Here is a 17,845-nt window from a genome sequence, read left to right as displayed (position 1 = left end):
CGCGTGACCAGCGGCGACCAGCGCCACGGTCGCCTCTACTTCAGCCCCGTCCAATGCGCGGCGAACGCCCACTTGTCGGCCAACTCATCGATCACCTTCGTCATCGGCTTGCCGGCACCATGGCCCGCGCGCGTCTCGATGCGCACGAGGTGCGGCCGCGACCCGGTGTCGACGGCCTGGATGGCCGCGATGTATTTGAAGGTGTGTGCGGGCACCACGCGATCGTCGGTGTCGGCCGTCGTGGCGAGGATCGCGGGATAGCGTTTGCCGGCGGCCACGTTGTGATACGGCGAGTAGGCCAGCAGGGTCTCGAAGTGCGCCGGGTCTGCCGGATCGCCGTACTCGCCCGTCCACAGGTGGCCGCCGGTGAATTGGTTGAAACGCAGCATGTCCATCACGCCGACGCCCGGCAAGGCAGCCGCGAACAACTCGGGGCGTTGATTGACGACCGCGCCCACGAGCAGGCCGCCGGCGGATTCCCCATGGACCGCCAAGCCATCTTCGGATGCGATCCCGCGGTCGTGCAGATATTCGGCGGCGGCGATGAAGTCGTCGAAGCTGGTCTGCTTCCGGTCCATGCGCGCGCCGTTGTGCCAGGCCTTGCCGTACTCCCCGCCGCCACGGATGTTGGCAATGGCCAGCACACCGCCCTGCTCGACCCACGCCAGTTGGTCCGGTGAATAGAACGGAACCATGCTGATGCCGAAGCTGCCGTAGCCGTGCAGCAGCGTGGGCGCCGCGCCGACGACGTCGTCGCGCCGCACGATGAACATCGGCACGCGGGTGCCGTCCTTCGCGTCATGGAAATGCTGCTCGACCACGATGCGTTCGAGATCGACGCCCACCTTCGGCGCCGCCCACACGCCTTGCGTGTTGGCGGCCACGTCGTAGCGATAGATCGTGGTCGGCGCATTGAAGCTGGTGAAGACGAAGAAGGCTTCGTTGTCGTCGCGATGGCCCTGGAAGCCGCCCGCGCTGCCGATGCCCGGCAACGCGATCGTGCCGTCGGGCTGGCCGTCGAGCGTGTAGCGCCGGATCTGGCTCTTGACGTCGACGAAATAGGTGGCCATCAAGCGCCCGCCGACCAGCCAGGCATGGCTCAGCACCGCGGCGTCTTCGGGCACCAGTTCGACCGCGACCGGATTCTCGGCCGCGAGGTCGATGGTCACGATCCTGCGGCGCTCCGCCGCATGGCTGGTCAGGACGTAGAGCGTGCTGCCCACGTCGCCGACAACCGTCCACTCGTTGTCGAAATCGCCGACCAGCGTGTGCGTCTCCCAACCGTCGCTGGCGAGATCCACGACGGTCAGCGAATTGGTCTGGGAGCCCGGCGTGGAGTAGATCAACGCATGGCGGCCACCGCTGGTGACGTCGGGGAAATGCAGCAGCTCGGGCCGCTCGGGCGTCGCATGCAACAACCGGTCTTCCGATTGCCGCGTGCCGATCGCATGAAAGTAGACCGCGTGGTTGGCAAGGGCAGCCTGCGACTCGGCACCATCGCCAGGCTCTGGATAGCGTGCATAGAAGAAGCCGGAACCGTCGGCGGCCCACGCGATCGCGGTGAACCGGACCCACTCGACCTTGTCGTCGAGCACCTCGCCGGTGGCCGCATCGACGACCTTGATGGTCCGCCAATCGGTGCCACTCTCTTGAACCGCATAGGCGACATGGCGGCCGTCCCTGGATGCGGCCCACTCCGCCAGCGCGACGGTGCCGTCGTCGGACCATGTGTCGGGATCGAGGAGCACGCGGTCCTCCCCCTCCACGCCCTCGCGCACGAGGAGCGTGGGCTGGTTCTTCAGGCCGGACTGGCGCAGGTGGAAGTAGCGCCCGCCGCGCGGATGGGGCGCGGTGAAATGCTCGTGGTCGAACAGCGCGGTCAGCCGCTCGCGAAAGACATCGCGCGCGGGCAGCGACGCCAAGGCGCCCGCCGTCAGCGCGCTCTGCGCCTGGATCCAGGCGGCCACGTCGGCGTCGCCGCGCGCATCGGCTTCGAGCCAGCGAAAAGGGTCGGCGACCTTTAGCCCGAACAGCTCATCGACAACGTCGACACGACGGGTTGTGGGGTAGGCCATCTTGGTCATGAGGGGTTCGGACACCTTGTTCAGCTTTCGACCTTGTCTTTAGGGAGATCTCGAGATGCCACATGCGCAGGGAAATGCGGCACCACGAACTCGCCAAGCTCCTGGACCACCTCGGCCGCCGGGCGCGATCCGTATTTGAGATTGAATCCGACGTGGTTCACGCCAATGTCCCTCAAGGCGCCGAGGTACTCGACGAGAAAGCGGTGGCCGGACTTGAAGCCCAGGAAGATGGGTGTGGGCGGTGCATCGGGATCTTCGGCCAGATCGATGTAGAGCGACTGTGCAAAGGGCTTGAAGCCCTGATGCAGCGAACGCCATTGGCGGATCGTTCGGGCCTGCGGGTCCACGTTCTGCGGGTAGTGCAGCCATCCATCCGCGTGCTGCGCGATCCACGCGACCGATTGGCGCGAGTGGCCCGTGACCAGCACCGGAATGTCGCGCAGTGCCGGCTTGGGCAGCGTGTCGCCACCCGACAGGTCGACCCTGGGTGTGGCGACACGCGGGAAGTCCTCCCGCCAGGCCGTACGCATGACGGCGAGTGCTTCGCGAAACAGCTCGCCGCGGTTGTCGAGCGATTGGTTGAAGGCTGCGAATTCCGTCGGCCGGTCGCCGGTGGCAAGCCCCAGCACCAGGCGCTGGTTCGAAAGCCGGTCCACGGACGCGGCGGCCTTGGCGACATGCAGGGGATGCCGCAGCGTCGTGATGATGCTGCCGGTGGCCAGCGCGATGCGCGAGGTGTGTGCCCCCATATGGCCCATGAACACCCAGGGGTCGTAGATGTGCCCCACGTCGCCGAAGGAAGGCACATTCAGGGGCACGTCCCTGAAATAGAGCGCCGCGAAGCCGTGCGACTCGGCCATCTTCGCGATGCGGACCTGGCTGGCCACGTCCATCTCCGGGATCGCGCCCTGGTAGGACTCGATCGCGAAGAAGAGGCCCAGCGTCAGCTGCCCGTCCTTGAACATGGCCGAGTAACCGGGGTGCTGGTCGAAATTCGTCATGCCTTGGCCAACTCAGTGCCCGTGCCGGGGCACGGCGTCCAGAGGCCGCTTCTCCAGCTTGCGCTTGCGCTGGTAGGCGCGCCAGGTCATTGCCCAGTGCTCGGGGTTGTCGATCAACGCGTTCTTCAGTCGGTGCACCGCCTGGTTGTGCGGGGCCGTCTTCACGAGCTCGGGATTCGAATAGGCCTCGTCCGAGATCCGGGCCAGCACGGCGATCCAGGTGTCGAGGGCTTCCTTGCCATACATCTCGCCGGCCTCCGGCGTGAAGGGCTCGGGAACCAGCCACGGATGATGGCTGGTCCACATCGGGTCGATGCCGAAGTCGGCCATGCGGTTCTGCACGTCGTGCACGTCGACGCCGGTGTCTTCCTTGAGCTGCTGGAGGCTGTAGCGCGTCATCTCGAGGCGCGGGCTCTTCGCATCGGGATGGGAACGCGTGACGCCGCGGATCGCGAGCAGGCCACGCTCCATGTAGTTGTTCGCGAGCACCGACAGGTCCGAGGCCTCGGCCATGCCTTCGGCCCCCATGGAACGCGACCACGCATAGGCCTTGACGATCACCGGCAGGTTGCCCCAGAACTCGCGGATCTTGCCGCAGCTCTGCGGCCGGTCGTAGTCGAGGCGGTAGCGCTCGCCGTCGAACGCCACCAGCGGCTTGGGCATGAAGGGCGCGAGTTCGGCCGAGCAGCCATAGGCACCGACCGCGGGGCCACCCACGCCGCTCTTGGGCGCACCGAAGGTCTTGTGCAGCATGAACATGCAGGCATCGAACCCCAACTCGCGGGCGCGGATCTTGGTCATCGCACCGTTGAAGTTCGCGTGGTCGTAGAAGCTGATGCCTCCCGCTTCGCGCACGATGCGGGTCCACTCGCGGATCTCCGGGTTGTAGACGCCCATGTCGTCGGGGTTGTTGAGCATCAAGGCGGCCGTGCGGTTGGAGACGGCGGCCTTGAGCGCTTCGAGCGACGGGTAGCCGTTCTCCTCGATCATCAGCGTGATGACCTTGAACCCGGCCGCGGCGGCGGTGGCCGCGCTGCTGGGGTGGGTCTGGATCGTGGTGATGATCTCGTCGCGCTGGGCGAGCTCGCCCCGTGCGGCATGGTAGGCCCGGGTCACGGCGCAGCTCGTGTAGGCGGCGTCCGCGCCGCCGCCGGCCTGGAACACGAACTGGTCCATGCCCGAGAGCTCGCGCAGGATCTTGTCCATCCCGTGGACGATCTCGAGCGCTCCCTGCATCGTGTCCTCGTCCTGGTACGGATGCAGGTGCGTGACCTCGGGCCGCCAGGCCATCGCCTCGTTGATCTGCGCGTTGTATTTCATCGTGCAGGTGCCAAACAGGCTGATGTTCATCATGCCCAGGGTCTGCTGCGACAGGCGCAGATAGTGGTAGAGCACCTCGGGTTCCGACAGCTCCGGCAGCGCGGGCTTGCGCGCTCGCCGCATGGTCGAGGGAATCAAGTCCGCGGCATCGCCGACCGTGGCGCGCACCGTGTCTTCGACGGGAGAGAAGAGAACGCCTCGGCGCCCTGGGTGGCCCATTTCGAGAATGACGGGCTCGCTCCATACCGGAGCGTGATATTCGCGCAGCTTGGTGTTCATGGTTGGATCGCTTTCTGGATGGCGTCGGCCAGGCGCTCGATGTCGGCCAGCGTGTGGATTTCGGTCACGCAGTACAAGGCGCTGGCGCCGAGCGCCGGGAAGTCCTTGCTCAGGTCCTTGCCGCCGAAGATGCCGAGCGCGAGCAGCCGCTTGTTGATCTGCGCCACGGGCACCCCGGTGCCGTCGAAGTTGACGACGAACTCCTTGAAGAAGCCATCGGGAAAGACGACGCGCACCCCGGGAATCCGGCCCAGCACGCGGGCGGCATGGTGCGCTCGCTGCAGGATCAGCTCGCCGACTTCCTCGAAGCCCTGAGGACCCATCATGGCCATGTACACCGAATTGGCGATCGCCCACATGTACACGGAATGCCCGGTCCAGTCGTTGCCCTTGTCGCGCAGCCCGTACGACGATTGCTCGAACAGGCTCAGGCCGAATCCGTACTCGCCCTCCTTGGTGGTCTCGGAGATGCTGATGAACAGCGTCGGGTACTGGTGCGCATAGCGCTCCTCGTCGCGCGAAGCGATGAAACCGGCGGCGCCGCCACCGCCGTTCATGTGCACGCCCAGCGGCTGGGTCGTTCCCACGACGATGTCGGCGCCATAGTGGACGGGGGCGGACAGCACGCCCAGGGAGATGGCGTCCACGCCGACGATCACCTCGGCCCCCACGGCGTGGGCCAGTTCGGCGATCTGCGCGCCGTGCTGCTCGATCACGCCGAAGTACGACGGCGTTTCGAAGTACACGGCGGCGGTCTTCGACGTGAGCGTCGCGCGCAGATGGTCGAGATCCATCAAGCCGGTCGCGGGGTCGTAGTCGACCATGCGTATCGCGATATGGCTGGCCATGTCGACCGGCTCGCACAGGCTCTGGATGACCGCGAGCCGCTCGGGGTCGATCGCGCGAACGACGACGACCTCGTTGCGGCTCGTGATTCTCGATGCCATGCGAATGGCGTGGCCGGCGGCAACGCCCCAGCTTCGCACCGGCAGCCCGACCAGGTCCATGTCGAGCAGCTCACCGAGCTGGCTGCAGAACTCGAACCAGGCCTGGTTGCGGCCATGGTCGGAACTGGGCTCGCCGAAGACCGAGGTCAGCCACTCGTTGCGGCGCACGACCTCGTCGCAGGCAGCAGGCACATGGTGCTGCCAGCAACCGGCGCCGAGAAAGTTGAGGTTCTGCTCGGCGGTCCTGTTCCTGGCGAGCGTCGTCACCATGTGCCGTCGCAGCTCGCTTTCGGTGAGCGCCGGCGGCAGGTCGATCGGACGCTGCAGGCGATGCTCGCGCGGAATCTGCTCGAACAATTCTTCGATGGTCTCCACGCCGATGGCGTCGAGCATCTCCCGCTTGATCGCGGGGACCGAGTTCGCCATGTAGGGATGGGCGGTACCGTTATTCATCTGGTGTTCCTTCACTTGAATCTGGCATGGATGGGGTCACGATCTGACTTTGAAATACACCGTGCGATCGGGCGCCGTGCGAAGCGGCAGGTAGCCGCTCAACATGGCGTCCACTTCTTCGTCGCCCGTATCGACGTGCAGCGCACCCGATTCCAGGGCGACGAGTTTTTCGAGGGTCGCGACGATCTGGATGTGGTCGCGTCCGACCTGGCGAATCACGTCCGCGCTGATCTGCTGGTTCCCTCGTCCGAACAGGCTGCCGTGCCCGCCGAGCACGCTGACGACGATGTAGCTTTCGCGCCCCTGCATCAGTTCGAGCAGCGCGTGCTCATCGAGGTCGGCGCCGACGAGTGCACCGTCGAGCACGGCGTCCACGCCCAGCAGCGTCTTGGGCAAGCCGAGCGCCGACATCACGCGGCGCGTCGTGGTGCCCGGCCCCAGGATGTAGAGACATCCGGGGCGCATCTGGCGGGCCAGTTGCCGCGACACGGCCTCGAGCGCCACGTTCTCGGACAACCCCGAGCCGGCCTTGGCGTTCTGCGCGAGCTGGCGGTGATGCGGGCTCTGGGCGTAGCCGTAGAGTCGGGCCGACATCCTGTCTTCCCGCATCGCCATCTCGTCGATGTCCATCACCTCGGCCTCGCGCAACCGCACCGATGGATCGCCCTCGATGAAGCGTGCCGCCAGGTCACCCGCGTTCAGCGCGCTCGTGCCGAAAACGGCGGAGTACATCTTCACGCCCGTTGGAATCCCGAGCATCGGCACTCGATCGCCGGCAATGCTCAGCACGTCGCGCGCGGTGCCGTCGCCCCCTGCGAACAGCAGGAGGTCGACGCACTCGCGCAGCATCGCGGCCACGGCCTCCCGGGTGTCCGCGGGGGTGCTGCCCGCATGCGGCTTGCCGTGCACCACGACCGGATGCAAGCCGGCCTGCCGCGCGACATCCTCGCCAAGGTCTCCCTGCGCCGTGACCAGCGAAAACTCGGCCTTCGAAGCGGCCAGCTTCTTCAGCGCCTGCAGGGCTCTTTCGCTCGAGACCGGCCGCGCACCCCGTCGTCTCGCCTCGTCCAGCACGTCGGCACCGTCGGTCCCTTTGAGGCCGACGCGCCCGCCCATGCCTGCGATCGGATTGACGACGAGACCGATCTTCTTCGCGCTCGCGACTCGGCGAGGGGACGCGTCGGCGGGTGCGGCAACCAGCACGTTCCGGTCAGTCATCGGGGTGGTCCTGTTCGACATCGGGCATCGCGCCCGGACTACAGGCGCGGCTCCTTCTGCGGTTCACCCCCGCCCCAGTAAAGCCAGGTCCAGCCATCGGTCTTGCGCCTGAAGATCCCGGTCGCCACGTACGGCACCACCGCCGGCGCACCGGCTTCCATCTTGTGGCCGTCGATGCGGATCTGTGCCCAGGCGATGTCGCCCTGCATCCAGCACAGGACGACCTTCGGCTCCCAGCGGATGCCCAGCGTGGTTACCCATCTCACGCCGGCCTGTGCCTTCTCGGGTCCGATGAAGTACTCGTCGAGGCCGGAGCCGGCGATCACGATGTCCGGGTCCGCGAAGTACGCGGCGACGCCCGAGTCGGGCGTGGAGAGCGCGTGCAGCGTCTGCGCGATGAAGCCGTGGAGGGACTTCCGCGTCGCCGCGTCGGCAATCATGGATGGCGACTGGTAACCGGTGAGACTTTCGATCATGAATACTCCTGTGCAAGGACGGGGTGGGTGGACGAGCAAGAAAACCGGGCGTGCGCGGACCCTCCCCACGCGTGGTGGAGAGTCCGCGGCATGGGTGTGCCGCTACATGGCGGGGGAGCTAGGGGGTTTCGGCCTGGCGCGCGCTCATTCGAGCGCCTCCGCCGAACTGGCCTTGCGGCGGAGCTGGAACTTCTGGATCTTTCCGGTCGCCGTCCGGGGCAGCGCCTCGAATCGAACTTCGCGCGGGAGCTTGTATTTGGCGAGCATCGTTCGGCAGTGGGCCATCAGCTGTTCCGCCGTGGCCTCGGTGCCCGGCCGCAACTCGACGAATGCCAGGGGCGTCTCGCCCCATCGGGCATCGGGCTTGGCGACGACAGCGCATGACAGGACGGCCGGATGGCGATACAGGGCGTCCTCGACCTCGATGGAGCTGATGTTCTCGCCGCCGGAGATGATCACGTCCTTGCTGCGATCGCGAATCCTGGCGTAGCCATCGGGCTCCAGGACCGCGAGGTCGCCGGTATGGAACCAGCCGCCCTGAAAGGCGCTCTCGGTGGCGGCCTCGTTCTTCAGGTAGCCCTTCATCACGATGTTGCCGCGAAACATGATCTCGCCGATGGTTTCGCCATCGGCCGGCACCTCTTGCAGGGTGACCGGGTCGCGCACCGTCATGTCTTCCTGCAGCGGATAGCGCACGCCTTGCCGTCCGTTCAACCGCACCTGCTCGGCCGGACTGGCCCGGTCCCAGGACGGTTGTCTGGCAGAAACGGCCGCGGGCCCGTACACCTCCGTCAGTCCGTAGACATGGATCATCTCGATGCCTAGACGGGCCATGCCCTCGATCATGGTGGCGGGCGGCGCGGAGCCCGCGACCATCGCGCGGACCTTGTGCGCGATCCCGTGCCTGTCTTCGGCAGGTGCCGCGATCAGGAGGTCGTGCACGATCGGTGCGGCGCTGTAGTGATCGGCCCCGTGGTCCCGCATGGCAGCGAAGATCGCCTTGGCTTCCACCTTCCGCAGGCACACATGCACGCCGCCGAGAAGCGCCACCGTCCATGGGAAGCACCAGCCGTTGCAGTGGAACATCGGCAGGGTCCAGAGATAGCGTGCGAAGGGAGGCATCGTCCAGACCGCGACGTTGCACACCGCGTTCAGGTACGCGCCGCGATGGTGTGTCACCACGCCCTTCGGATCGCCGGTCGTCCCCGAGGTGTAGCTGACGGCGATGGCATCCCACTCGTCGAGCGGCCCTTGCAGCTTGGGCACCGGCAGGTGGGAAGCCAGGAGGGACTCGTACGCGTGCTGGCCGACGCGTTCGTGAGAGCCGGCATATTCGGAATCGCACACGTCGATCACGATCGGCGTGCGGCCATGGACCTGCTTCAACGCGCGCAACGCTTGCCGCATGACCGGTGCGAACTCACTGTCGGTGATCAGCACCCGGGTCTCGCAGTGGTTCATCTGCCAGGCCAGCAGGTCCGCATCGAGCCGGGTGTTCAGCGTGTTGAGCACCGCGTTGATGCCCGGCACCGCGTAGTGCACTTCGATCATCTCGGGCGTGTTGGCGAGCATGACGCTGACCGTGTCGCCTCGTCGAACCCCGAGTTCGCGCAACGCCGCCGCCAGCCGGGCCGACCTGTCCCTGCATTGCGACCAGCTGAAGCGGCGATCGCCGTGAATCACGGCGGGCATGTCGGCGAAGACCTGCGCGCTTCGCTCGATGAAGCTCGTCGGCGAGAGCGGCTCGAAGTTCGCCGCGTTCCGACCCAAGCCCTGCTCATAGATGTTCATCGCGATTCCCTCGGCTGCGATCAAGTCCAGGATGTCCAGGCGGCGGCGCGACGCTTTCCAGAGCACCCGCCAGCAACTAACATACGCCTCGTATGTGAGTATGCCATTTCACATACGCTCCGTATGTCAATTCACATACGCCGCGTAGGTCAATTTGAGGATTTCATGGCACAGAAGCGTTCGGACATGATCTTGGAGACCCGTGCCAAGCTCATCAAAGCGGCAAGAGAATCGTTTGCCACCCAGGGATTCGCGCAGAGCTCGATGGACGTGCTGACCGCCCAGGCCGGGCTCACGCGCGGCGCCCTCTACCATCACTTCGGGGACAAGAAGGGCTTGCTCGAGGCGGTGATCGCGCAGATCGACGCGGAGATGACGGCCCGGCTCACCGCCATCGTCGATGAAGCGAAGACGACCTGGGACGGCTTCATCGACGAAAGCATTGCTTACATCAAGATGGCGCTCGAGCCGGAGATCCAGCGCATCGTGTTTCTCGACGGACCGGCGGTGCTGGGCGATCCATCGCGCTGGCCCAGCCAGAACTCCTGCATCATGAGCACGCAGCGCAGTATCGAGAAGCTCATCGCCGAGAAGACGGTGCGGCCCGTCGATGCGCCCGCCACGGCGCGACTGATCATGGGCGCATTGCTTGGCGCATCGTTGTGGATTGCAAGCGCGGAGGACCCGCACGAGGCTTCCCAAAAGGCGATCGACGGGTTCCTGGCTCTTGCATCCGGGTTGCGTCTCTCTGCGGCTTAGGCGAGGCGGCCCCCGTCAGTCCATCACATCGCGCAAGCCATCGCGATCGGCCCCGTGAACGCCGCAGGCAGCAGGATCTTGCTCTCCTGCGCCACGAAGAAGCCGATGAACAGATCCACCGCGCGTTGCCATTGCGGATCGGCCGCGAGCCGGTCGCGTCGCGACTGGCGCTCGTCGAGGCTGTCGAAGCCCCACAGGTGGACCACCTGGTTCAAGGGCCCGATCTCGCTGCGGTACGACCCCAGGTAGTTGCCGAGGATGCTTCGCTGCAGCGCGAGGCCTTCGGCCTCGTAGATCCGGAAGTACTCCGCCGTGCTGCCGGGGCGAAGGGTGTAGGTGCGCATCTCGATGATCATGGCGGTTCAGTGCATTCCGAGGTGGTGTTCGATCAGGGCCGGGTCCGCGCGCAGTGCCGAGGTGCTGCCCGCGAACACGACATGCCCGGTGTTGATGACCACGGCATCGTCGGACAGCTCGACGGCCAGCCGCAGGTTCTGCTCCACCAGCACGATCGTCAGCCCCTCGGCCTTGAGCAGCGCGATGGTGCGCGAGACCTCGGCCACGATCTGCGGCGCGAGCCCCTCCGAGGGCTCGTCGAGCAGCAGCACGCGCGGATTGCCCATCAGCGCGCGCGCGATGGCCAGCATCTGCTGCTCGCCGCCCGACAGCGAACCGGCCGCCTGGTGGCGCCGTTCGGACAGGCGCGGGAACAGCTCGAAGACGCGCGCCATGGTCCATGCGGCGCAGCCCGCGTGGCGCGGCGGCTGCTTCGCGACATCGAGGTTCTCCTTCACCGACAGCGTGGCGAACACGCGCCGGCCCTGCGGCACCAGACCGATGCCCAGGCGCGCGATGCGTTCGGGGCTCGCGCGCTCGATCGCTTCGCCGAACAACGCGATGCGGCCGCAGCCGCCGGCCAGCAAGCCCATGATGCTGCTGATGCAGGTGGACTTGCCCGCGCCGTTGCGACCGAGCAGTGCCAGCACGGTCCCCGCGCGCACCGAGAAGCCCACGCCGTGGAGCACCTGGCTGTCGCCGTAGAGCGCGTCCACGCCGGCCAGCGTCAATGCCGTTTCATTGGCCAAGATAGATCTCCCGTGTCCTGGGGTGGTTCACCACCTCCGCGCGCGTGCCCTCCACCAGGATCTTTCCGTAGTGCAGCAAGGTGATGCGGTCGGCGAAGTCGAGCGCCACGTCCATGTCGTGCTCGATCATCACGACCGTGGTCTCCCTCGGTATGCGGTCGAGCAGCTGCCGAATCGCCACGCGCTCGCCCTGCGACAGGCCGGCCAGCGGCTCGTCCAGCAGCAGCAGCCGGGGCCGCTGCACCAGCGCCATCGCGATCTCCACGCGCCGCTTCTCGCCATAGGACAAGGTACCGAGCCGGCGCCGCGCGGCGTCCTGCAGCCCGACCATCTCGAGCGCTTCCTGCGCGCGCTCGCGGAAGCCGGCCTCGGGGCGCATCGGACGCCAGGCGGTCCAGCGCAGCGGCGAGCGGCCGAGCAGGCTCAGCATCAGGTTCTGCGCCACGGTGTCGCGGTCGAACAGCGTGATGATCTGGAAGGTGCGCGCCAGGCCGAGCTGCGCGCGCTGGTCGCTGCGCAGCGTGGTCACGTCCTGGCCGAAGATCCGGATCTCGCCGCCATCGCTGCGCAGGTCGCCGGCGATCAGGTTGAACAGCGTGGTCTTGCCGGCGCCGTTCGGACCGAGCATCAGCCGCCGCTCGCCCTGCGCGATCGCGAGCGAGACGTCCTGCGTCACGGGCAGCCCGCCGAAGGATTTCGCGAGATGGCGGATCTCGAGCGCGGGCGCGTTCATGGCCGCTCCTCCCGCGCCGCGCCGAACAGGCGGCGCACGCCGGGCACCACGCCCTGCGGCATCCAGACGACGATGAACACGAACACGAAGCCCAGCAGCATGTTCCAGCGCTCGACGTAGCCCGAGACGTAGTTCTTGAGCAGCAGCACGATCGCCGCGCCCACCACCGGCCCGGCCAGCGTCCCGGTGCCGCCGGTCATCACGCCGAGCAGGGCTTCGGCCGAGGAGCCCAGTGCCAGCGAGCTCGGATGGATGTACTTGTGGTAGTAGACATAGAGCAGGCCCGAGACACCGCCGAGGAAGCCGACGAACACGAAGGCGATCCAGCGCACCCGCCACACGTCGTGGCCCAGCGCCGCCATGCGCCGCGGCTGGTCGCGCGTGCCGCGCAGCGAGGTGCCCAATGGCGAGGCGACGAAGACCATGAGCACCGCCATCCCGAGCGCCACCACCGCCAGCGTGAAGTAGAAGAACGGCGTCGAGGCGTTCAGGTCCACTCCCGGCAACGAAGGCCGCCCCAGGCCGGCGAGGCCGTTGTCGCCGCCGGTCACCGAGGACCAGCGGTAGGCCAGCCCCCAGAGCACCTGGCTCAACGCGAGCGTGATCATCAGGAAGCCGATGCCGCTGGCGCGCAGGGCGATCCAGCCGAACACCGCGGCCGTCAGCACCGCGGCCGCCAGCGCGAGCGGCGCGGCCGTCCAGGCATCGAGGCCCTGCGAGGTGGTCAGCCATGCGCTGCCGTAGGCCGCCATGCCGAGGAAGGAGGCATGGCCGAGCGAGGTCAGCCCGCCGTAGCCGACGAGGATGTTGAGGCTGGAGGCGAACAGCGCGGCGATCAGGATCTGCGTCGCGAGGTTGACGTAGTACTCGCCCGCGACCCAGGGCATGGCGGCGAGCACGGCCAGCAGCGCCAGCCAGCCGGCGATGGAGCGCTTCATGCGGCGATCCTCCCGAACAGGCCGCGCGGGCGAAAAGCGATGACGAAGATCATCGGCAGGAACAGGATCACGTAGGCGAGGTCGGGCAGCAGCGCGGTGCCGAAGGTGTAGATCGCGCCGATGACGAAGCTTCCGACGAAGGCGCCGAGCAGGCTGCCCACGCCGCCGAGGATCACGACGATCAGCGCCAGCGGCAGCATGTCGGCGTCCATGCCCGGATAGGCCGAGAGGATCGGCGCGCCGAGCACGCCGCCGATGCCCGCGAGCGCGGCACCGAGGCTGAACACCAGCGTCAGCAGGCGCGACACCGGCACGCCGACGGCGCGCGCCATCGGCATGTCGTCGACGCCCGCGCGGATCATGGCGCCCAGCCGGGTGCGGTCGATCATCAGGTGCAGGGCCAGCGCGATCGCGGCCGCCACGCCGAGCAGGAACAGCCGGTAGGCGGGAAAGGCCATGCCGAAGACCACCAGCGGCTTGCGCAGCAGCTCCGGCGTCGCGAGCGGGATCGGGTCGCCGCCCCACAGCAGCAGGCAGGCGTCGGCGATGATGAACGACAGGCCCAGAGTGGCGAGCACCTGGTTGAGTGAGTTGCCGGCCAGCCGCCGGATCAGGAAGCGCTCGACCAGCGCGCCGAGCAGCCCGAGCGCGACGCCGGCCGCGAGCACGGCCAGCCACAGGCTCGCGACGCGGCTGAACACCATCACGCCGAGGTAGGCGCCGAGCATGAAGAAGGCGCCGTGCGAGAGGTTCGCCGTGCGGATCAGGCCGAAGATCAGCGAGAAGCCGGAGGACAGCAGGAACAGCACCGCGCCCAGCGAGAGGCTGTTGAGCGCCTGCAGCACCATGAATTGCGTCGAGGGCATGCGCTCAGCTCTCCAGGTGCCTGGCCGGCGGAAAGCTGCGCGAATACACCGGTTCCTTGAGGAAGGCCGCGGGCTCGTACTTCCAGAACTGGCTCACGTTCGGGTACGTGTCGATCACCGAGTTGACGAGGCGGCCCTCCTTGCGGACCACCTTGCGGATGTAGACGTCGCCCACCACGTTGCCGTAGGTGTCGAACGAGACCGGCCCGCGGGCGGTCCTGGCGAGCTTCACCTCGCGCAGCGCCTTCATGAAGGCGGCCTTGTCCTCGACCTGGCCGTTGGCGGCCGTCACCGCCGCCTCGAAGACGGCGCCGTTGACATAGCCCATGGCCGCGTAGAGGCCGGGGTCGTAGCGCGTCTCGGCGCGGAAGGCGGCCGAGAACTTGCGGTTCACCTCGTTGTCGAGTTCCGCGGAGTACCAGCAGGCGGTGAGCACGCCGAGGGCCTCGTCGCCCATGTTGCGCAGCACCGATTCCTCGAGCGCCGTCATGTTGCCCACCACGGGCAGCTTGCCCGCCAGGCCGTACTCGTTGAACTGGCGCAGGAAGCGGAAGCCGTTGGAGCCCGCGAAGCCGATGAAGATCGCGTCGGCGTCGGTCTTGAGCTGCGCCAGGTAGCTGCCGTAGTCCGGCACCGTGAGCGGCGAGAAGAGGCGCTGCACGACCTTGCCGCCGGCATCCTCGAAGGCGCGCTGGAAGCCGCCCACGGTCTCGTGGCCGAAGGCCAGGTCGTCGGCGATCACGACCATGCGCTTGTACTTGAGGACCTTCGCGCAGTAGTCGCCCATGGGATGCGAGCACTGGGCCGAGGTGGCCGTGGCGCGCACGGCCCAGGGATTGGTCTTGCGCTGCGTCATGTCCTCGGCGCCGGGCATCCACAGCGTGGGCACCTGCTGCTGGCGCACGTAGTCGTCGATGGCCAGCGCCTCGAAGGCCGCCATCGGTCCGGTGAGCGCATGCACCTTGTTGCGCTCCACCAGCTCCTGCGCCTTGGTGCGCGCGGTGGCCGGCACGCCGGCGGTGTCGGCCACCACCAGCTCGACCTTGCGCCCGCCGATGGTCTGGCCACGCTCGCGCAGGTACTGCTGCAGCGAACGCTCGATGTCGAGGCCGCCCGAGGCGAGCGGCCCGGTGCGGATCGTCAGCAGGCCCAGCCGGATCGGCCCGGACTGCGCCCGCGCCAGCGGCGGGCAACTGGCCAGTGCCGCGGCGCTGCCCGCGGCCGCGATGAATTGGCGGCGATCGATGCTCATGTCTTGTCTCCTTGTGGTTGTGGCGCCGGTACGTGTCTCGCCGTTCCTAGTCGGGAATGACGGGCAGCAGGATGAAGGGCGGGTCGGCCGGATCGCAGTGCAGCGTGTTGCGCCCGCCGTAGATCTCCGCGGGCCGGTCGCGCGGATCGTTGTGCAGGAACGGGCCGCAGCCCTTGAGCTCGTTCTTCAGGTTCGACAGCTTCAGGCCGGTGCTCGCCTGCCACTCGTAGTCCTTGCCGCGCACCGACAGCGCGATGCGGTAGCCGGCCGGCACCACGATCGAGGTCGGCAGCACTTCCACGTCGAGGTCCACGGGCTGGCCGGGCTCGAGCGGTTCGAGCGCGTCGTGCGGGTGATAGGGACGGTAGGGCTGGCTGAACCGCGGATCGAGCTTGCGGTGCGAGGCCCGCAGCCAGCCCTGCCCCACGGGCGTGTGCGGATCGAGCGCACCCTGGAAGGTGATCTCGCGCAGGTCGCTCGTGAAGACGCGCAGCACCAGGAAGACGTCCGCGTCGGCGGTCGACGACGACAGCCGCAGGCGCGCGGCCGAGGGGCCGGTGATCTCGGTGTCATGCGCCAGCGGCAGCGACATGAAGGTCAGGCCGTCGCCCAGCGCCTCGTAGTCCACCGTGGCCGGCGCGGCGGGCGGCTCGGTGCGCAGCGAGTGGTCGCCGAAGTGCAGGTAGTAGCGCGTCCAGCGGGTGCGCGCCAGCGGCCACTCGTGCTCCTGCCGCTCGACGAAGCGGTCCACGTGGCGCACCTGCAGCTGCACCTTCGGCCGCTCGCGCCAGCCATTGGCCTCGCCCTTGAGGTAGTGGTCGAAGAAGCGCTTCTGCAGCTGCACGCCGTAGTCGGTGTAGAAGTGCGTCCAGTGCGCCAGGCCGTGCGCCTCGAGCCATTTCTCGGACGAGGCCGCGCGCGCGATGGCCTCGAAGTTGCCGCGCGTGTGCAGCCCCTGCCCGCCCCAGTTGGCGGCCGAGAGGAAAGGCACGCGGATCCGCTCCCACACGGCCGAGCGTTCGCGGTGCCAGGCGTCGTCGAGCGGATGCCCGAGGATGTCGTCGCCGAACTGCGAGCGATTGGCCTGCAGCTGCGCGTCGGACAGCGTGTCGGGGCCGCACACGGTGTCGCCGTGCACCTTGCTGCGCGGACCGCGCTCGCCGAGGCCGTGCTGCACGGTCTTGACCTGCATGTCGTACCAGTTGGCCCACATGGTGCTGAGGATGCCGCCGTGATGGGTGGCGTCCCGGTACCAGTCGGAGGCGCCTTCCCAGATGCACATCGCGGCCAGGTGCGGCGGCTGCAGCGAGGCCACCTGCCACTGGTTCATGCCGTAGTAGGAGATGCCGTTGAGCCCGACCTTGCCGTTGCTCCACGGCTGGACGCCGGCCCATTCGATGGCCAGGAAGAAGTCCTGCGTCTCGCGCGCCGAGAAGTGGTCGACGAAGCCCGGCGAGCGGCCGCAGCCGCGCGAGTCCACCCGCACGCATGCGTAGCCGTCGGGCACCCACTTCTCGGGGTCGACCACCTCCCAGCTCTGGTACTTGTTGGTCGAGCCCGCGCCGACTTCGGGGAACTCCAGCACCATGCCGTTCCACGCACTCGGATAGCCCTCCTGGAACGACAGGCCCTTGGCGTACGGGCCGCAGGTCAGCACCACCGGGTAGCGGCCCGGCGCCTCGGGGCGGAAGACGTCGGCGCGCAGCACCAGGCCGTCGTCCATGACGATGGGCACGTCCCAGTCGATGCGCATGCCATCGCGGACTTCGGAACGGAGGGGTTCGACATTGCTCATGGTTGCTCTGCTTCTCGTTGAATGGAATGCGTGGGCTTCAGCGGCCGCCGGAGACGTCGACCAGCGCGCCGTGCACGTAGCTCGAGGCGTCGCCGGCCAGCCACAGCGCGGCCTGCGCGACCTCGTCGGCCGAGCCGGCCCGGCCCGCCAGCGGCACGCCCGCGGCCAGCGCGGCGACCGCGGCGGCGCCGCCGTGCGCCTCGTGGATCTCGGTCTCGATCAGGCCGGGGCGCAGCGCGTTGATGCGCACGCCGTCGCGGCCATGCTGTTTCGCGAGCGCGACCGTGAGGCTGTCGACCGCGCCCTTGCTCGCGGCATAGAAGCTCTCGTCGGGCAGGCCGCCATGGCGCGCGGCGGCCGAGGACATGTTGACGATGACGCCGCCCGTGCCCCCGTGCCGCGTCGACATGCGGCGCACCGCCTCGCGGCTGCAATGGAAGACGCTGAAGACGTTGGTCGCGAAGACCTCGGACAGCAGCGCCTCGTCGATCGCCTCGAGCGCGCGCTGGCCGCCGACGATGCCCGCGTTGTTGACGAGCGCCGAGACGGGCCCGAGCAGCGCATCGACCTCGCGGAACAGCCGCGCGGCCTCGGCGTTTCGCGAGACGTCCGCGGCGATCGCGACGGCGCGCCCGCCGTCCTCCTCGATGCGCCGCACCAGGGCACGCGCCTGTTCGTGCGCGCTGCGGTAGTTGATGCATACCTGCCAGCCCTCGCGGGCTGCCCGTAGCGCGATGGCGGCACCGATGCCGCGGCTCGCCCCGGTCACGACCATGACCTTGCTCATGAACGATCCTCCGTTCGACGGATGAAGAAAGAAAAGAAAAGAGATCCGGCGCGCCGCGGGC

General features: G+C 67.8%; 16 protein-coding genes. 1 reads left to right on the top strand and 15 read right to left on the bottom strand.

The genetic code is table 11. From position 1 onward, the window contains the following. Window positions 1-35: 35 nt before the first annotated feature. The 7 genes from BM109_RS18260 to BM109_RS18230 form a co-directional block, all read right to left on the bottom strand. Complete coding sequence (locus BM109_RS18260; protein WP_256222643.1) at window positions 36-2,084, bottom strand: prolyl oligopeptidase family serine peptidase; 2,049 nt, start codon at window positions 2,082-2,084, stop codon at window positions 36-38. Window positions 2,085-2,104: 20 nt separating this feature from the next. Beyond that, window positions 2,105-3,085, bottom strand: a complete 981-nt coding sequence (locus BM109_RS18255) for an LLM class oxidoreductase (protein WP_256222642.1) — start codon at window positions 3,083-3,085, stop codon at window positions 2,105-2,107. Window positions 3,086-3,097: 12 nt separating this feature from the next. Next, entirely contained in the window at window positions 3,098-4,684 is a 1,587-nt protein-coding gene (gene gcvPB, locus BM109_RS18250) for an aminomethyl-transferring glycine dehydrogenase subunit GcvPB (RefSeq protein ID WP_093345224.1), read from the bottom strand. Then, on the bottom strand, window positions 4,681-6,099 hold the full coding sequence (gene gcvPA / locus BM109_RS18245) for an aminomethyl-transferring glycine dehydrogenase subunit GcvPA (protein WP_256222641.1): 1,419 nt from the start codon (window positions 6,097-6,099) through the stop codon (window positions 4,681-4,683). The genes gcvPB and gcvPA overlap by 4 nt, the downstream gene beginning before the upstream one ends. 21 nt (window positions 6,100-6,120) lie before the next feature. Further along, window positions 6,121-7,302: an ATP-NAD kinase family protein gene (locus BM109_RS18240; RefSeq protein ID WP_093345218.1), complete on the bottom strand. Its 1,182-nt coding sequence runs from the start codon at window positions 7,300-7,302 to the stop codon at window positions 6,121-6,123. A gap of 38 nt (window positions 7,303-7,340) precedes the next feature. Then, the gene (locus tag BM109_RS18235; protein ID WP_093345215.1) at window positions 7,341-7,778 is read right to left on the bottom strand and encodes a nuclear transport factor 2 family protein; all 438 of its coding nucleotides are present in this window, start codon (window positions 7,776-7,778) and stop codon (window positions 7,341-7,343) included. A gap of 144 nt (window positions 7,779-7,922) precedes the next feature. Further along, on the bottom strand, window positions 7,923-9,569 hold the full coding sequence (locus tag BM109_RS18230) for an acyl-CoA synthetase (protein ID WP_093345213.1): 1,647 nt from the start codon (window positions 9,567-9,569) through the stop codon (window positions 7,923-7,925). A 186-nt stretch (window positions 9,570-9,755) separates the two neighbouring features. Here BM109_RS18230 and BM109_RS18225 point away from each other — a divergent pair, with 186 nt between their 5' ends. Further along, the gene (locus tag BM109_RS18225) at window positions 9,756-10,328 is read left to right on the top strand and encodes a TetR/AcrR family transcriptional regulator (RefSeq protein WP_256222640.1); all 573 of its coding nucleotides are present in this window, start codon (window positions 9,756-9,758) and stop codon (window positions 10,326-10,328) included. 23 nt (window positions 10,329-10,351) lie between these two features. Here BM109_RS18225 and BM109_RS18220 read toward each other — a convergent pair whose 3' ends face one another. From BM109_RS18220 to BM109_RS18185, 8 genes are read right to left on the bottom strand one after another with little or no spacing between them, the layout of a single operon-like run. Further along, window positions 10,352-10,684 (bottom strand): NIPSNAP family protein, encoded by a 333-nt coding sequence (locus BM109_RS18220; RefSeq protein WP_093345208.1) that lies wholly within the window; start codon window positions 10,682-10,684, stop codon window positions 10,352-10,354. Between the two features lie 6 nt (window positions 10,685-10,690). Then, window positions 10,691-11,413 (bottom strand): ABC transporter ATP-binding protein, encoded by a 723-nt coding sequence (locus BM109_RS18215; protein WP_093345206.1) that lies wholly within the window; start codon window positions 11,411-11,413, stop codon window positions 10,691-10,693. After that, window positions 11,403-12,146 carry an ABC transporter ATP-binding protein gene (locus tag BM109_RS18210; RefSeq protein WP_093345203.1) on the bottom strand — a complete coding sequence of 248 codons (744 nt, stop codon included), beginning with the start codon at window positions 12,144-12,146 and terminating at the stop codon, window positions 11,403-11,405. The genes BM109_RS18215 and BM109_RS18210 overlap by 11 nt, the downstream gene beginning before the upstream one ends. Continuing rightward, window positions 12,143-13,084 (bottom strand): branched-chain amino acid ABC transporter permease, encoded by a 942-nt coding sequence (locus tag BM109_RS18205; RefSeq protein ID WP_093345201.1) that lies wholly within the window; start codon window positions 13,082-13,084, stop codon window positions 12,143-12,145. The genes BM109_RS18210 and BM109_RS18205 overlap by 4 nt, the downstream gene beginning before the upstream one ends. Next, complete coding sequence (locus BM109_RS18200; RefSeq protein WP_218159381.1) at window positions 13,081-13,950, bottom strand: branched-chain amino acid ABC transporter permease; 870 nt, start codon at window positions 13,948-13,950, stop codon at window positions 13,081-13,083. Before BM109_RS18200 ends, BM109_RS18205 begins: the two co-directional genes overlap by 4 nt. Before the next feature lie 4 nt (window positions 13,951-13,954). Then, window positions 13,955-15,202, bottom strand: a complete 1,248-nt coding sequence (locus tag BM109_RS18195; protein WP_093345198.1) for an ABC transporter substrate-binding protein — start codon at window positions 15,200-15,202, stop codon at window positions 13,955-13,957. 46 nt (window positions 15,203-15,248) lie between these two features. Next, on the bottom strand, window positions 15,249-16,997 hold the full coding sequence (locus tag BM109_RS18190; protein WP_256222639.1) for a CocE/NonD family hydrolase: 1,749 nt from the start codon (window positions 16,995-16,997) through the stop codon (window positions 15,249-15,251). A gap of 37 nt (window positions 16,998-17,034) precedes the next feature. After that, on the bottom strand, window positions 17,035-17,784 hold the full coding sequence (locus BM109_RS18185; protein ID WP_093345196.1) for an SDR family oxidoreductase: 750 nt from the start codon (window positions 17,782-17,784) through the stop codon (window positions 17,035-17,037). Window positions 17,785-17,845 lie beyond the last annotated feature (61 nt).

It is taken from the genome of Variovorax sp. PDC80 (genome assembly GCF_900115375.1).
GTDB lineage: Bacteria > Pseudomonadota > Gammaproteobacteria > Burkholderiales > Burkholderiaceae_C > Variovorax.
Note: the sequence above shows the minus strand (reverse complement) of the source record. Positions and strands in the feature narration are given on the sequence as shown.

Coding starts and splice junctions, on each gene's coding strand:
- gcvPB (WP_093345224.1), bottom strand. CDS start 4,684: ATGAACACCAAGCTGCGCGAATATCACGCTCCGGTATGGAGCGAGCCC.
- BM109_RS18230 (WP_093345213.1), bottom strand. CDS start 9,569: ATGAACATCTATGAGCAGGGCTTGGGTCGGAACGCGGCGAACTTCGAG.
- BM109_RS18210 (WP_093345203.1), bottom strand. CDS start 12,146: ATGAACGCGCCCGCGCTCGAGATCCGCCATCTCGCGAAATCCTTCGGC.
- BM109_RS18260 (WP_256222643.1), bottom strand. CDS start 2,084: ATGACCAAGATGGCCTACCCCACAACCCGTCGTGTCGACGTTGTCGAT.
- BM109_RS18205 (WP_093345201.1), bottom strand. CDS start 13,084: ATGAAGCGCTCCATCGCCGGCTGGCTGGCGCTGCTGGCCGTGCTCGCC.
- BM109_RS18195 (WP_093345198.1), bottom strand. CDS start 15,202: ATGAGCATCGATCGCCGCCAATTCATCGCGGCCGCGGGCAGCGCCGCG.
- BM109_RS18240 (WP_093345218.1), bottom strand. CDS start 7,302: ATGACTGACCGGAACGTGCTGGTTGCCGCACCCGCCGACGCGTCCCCT.
- BM109_RS18190 (WP_256222639.1), bottom strand. CDS start 16,997: ATGAGCAATGTCGAACCCCTCCGTTCCGAAGTCCGCGATGGCATGCGC.
- BM109_RS18235 (WP_093345215.1), bottom strand. CDS start 7,778: ATGATCGAAAGTCTCACCGGTTACCAGTCGCCATCCATGATTGCCGAC.
- BM109_RS18225 (WP_256222640.1), top strand. CDS start 9,756: ATGATCTTGGAGACCCGTGCCAAGCTCATCAAAGCGGCAAGAGAATCG.
- BM109_RS18200 (WP_218159381.1), bottom strand. CDS start 13,950: ATGCCCTCGACGCAATTCATGGTGCTGCAGGCGCTCAACAGCCTCTCG.
- BM109_RS18220 (WP_093345208.1), bottom strand. CDS start 10,684: ATGATCATCGAGATGCGCACCTACACCCTTCGCCCCGGCAGCACGGCG.
- BM109_RS18185 (WP_093345196.1), bottom strand. CDS start 17,784: ATGAGCAAGGTCATGGTCGTGACCGGGGCGAGCCGCGGCATCGGTGCC.
- BM109_RS18255 (WP_256222642.1), bottom strand. CDS start 3,085: ATGACGAATTTCGACCAGCACCCCGGTTACTCGGCCATGTTCAAGGAC.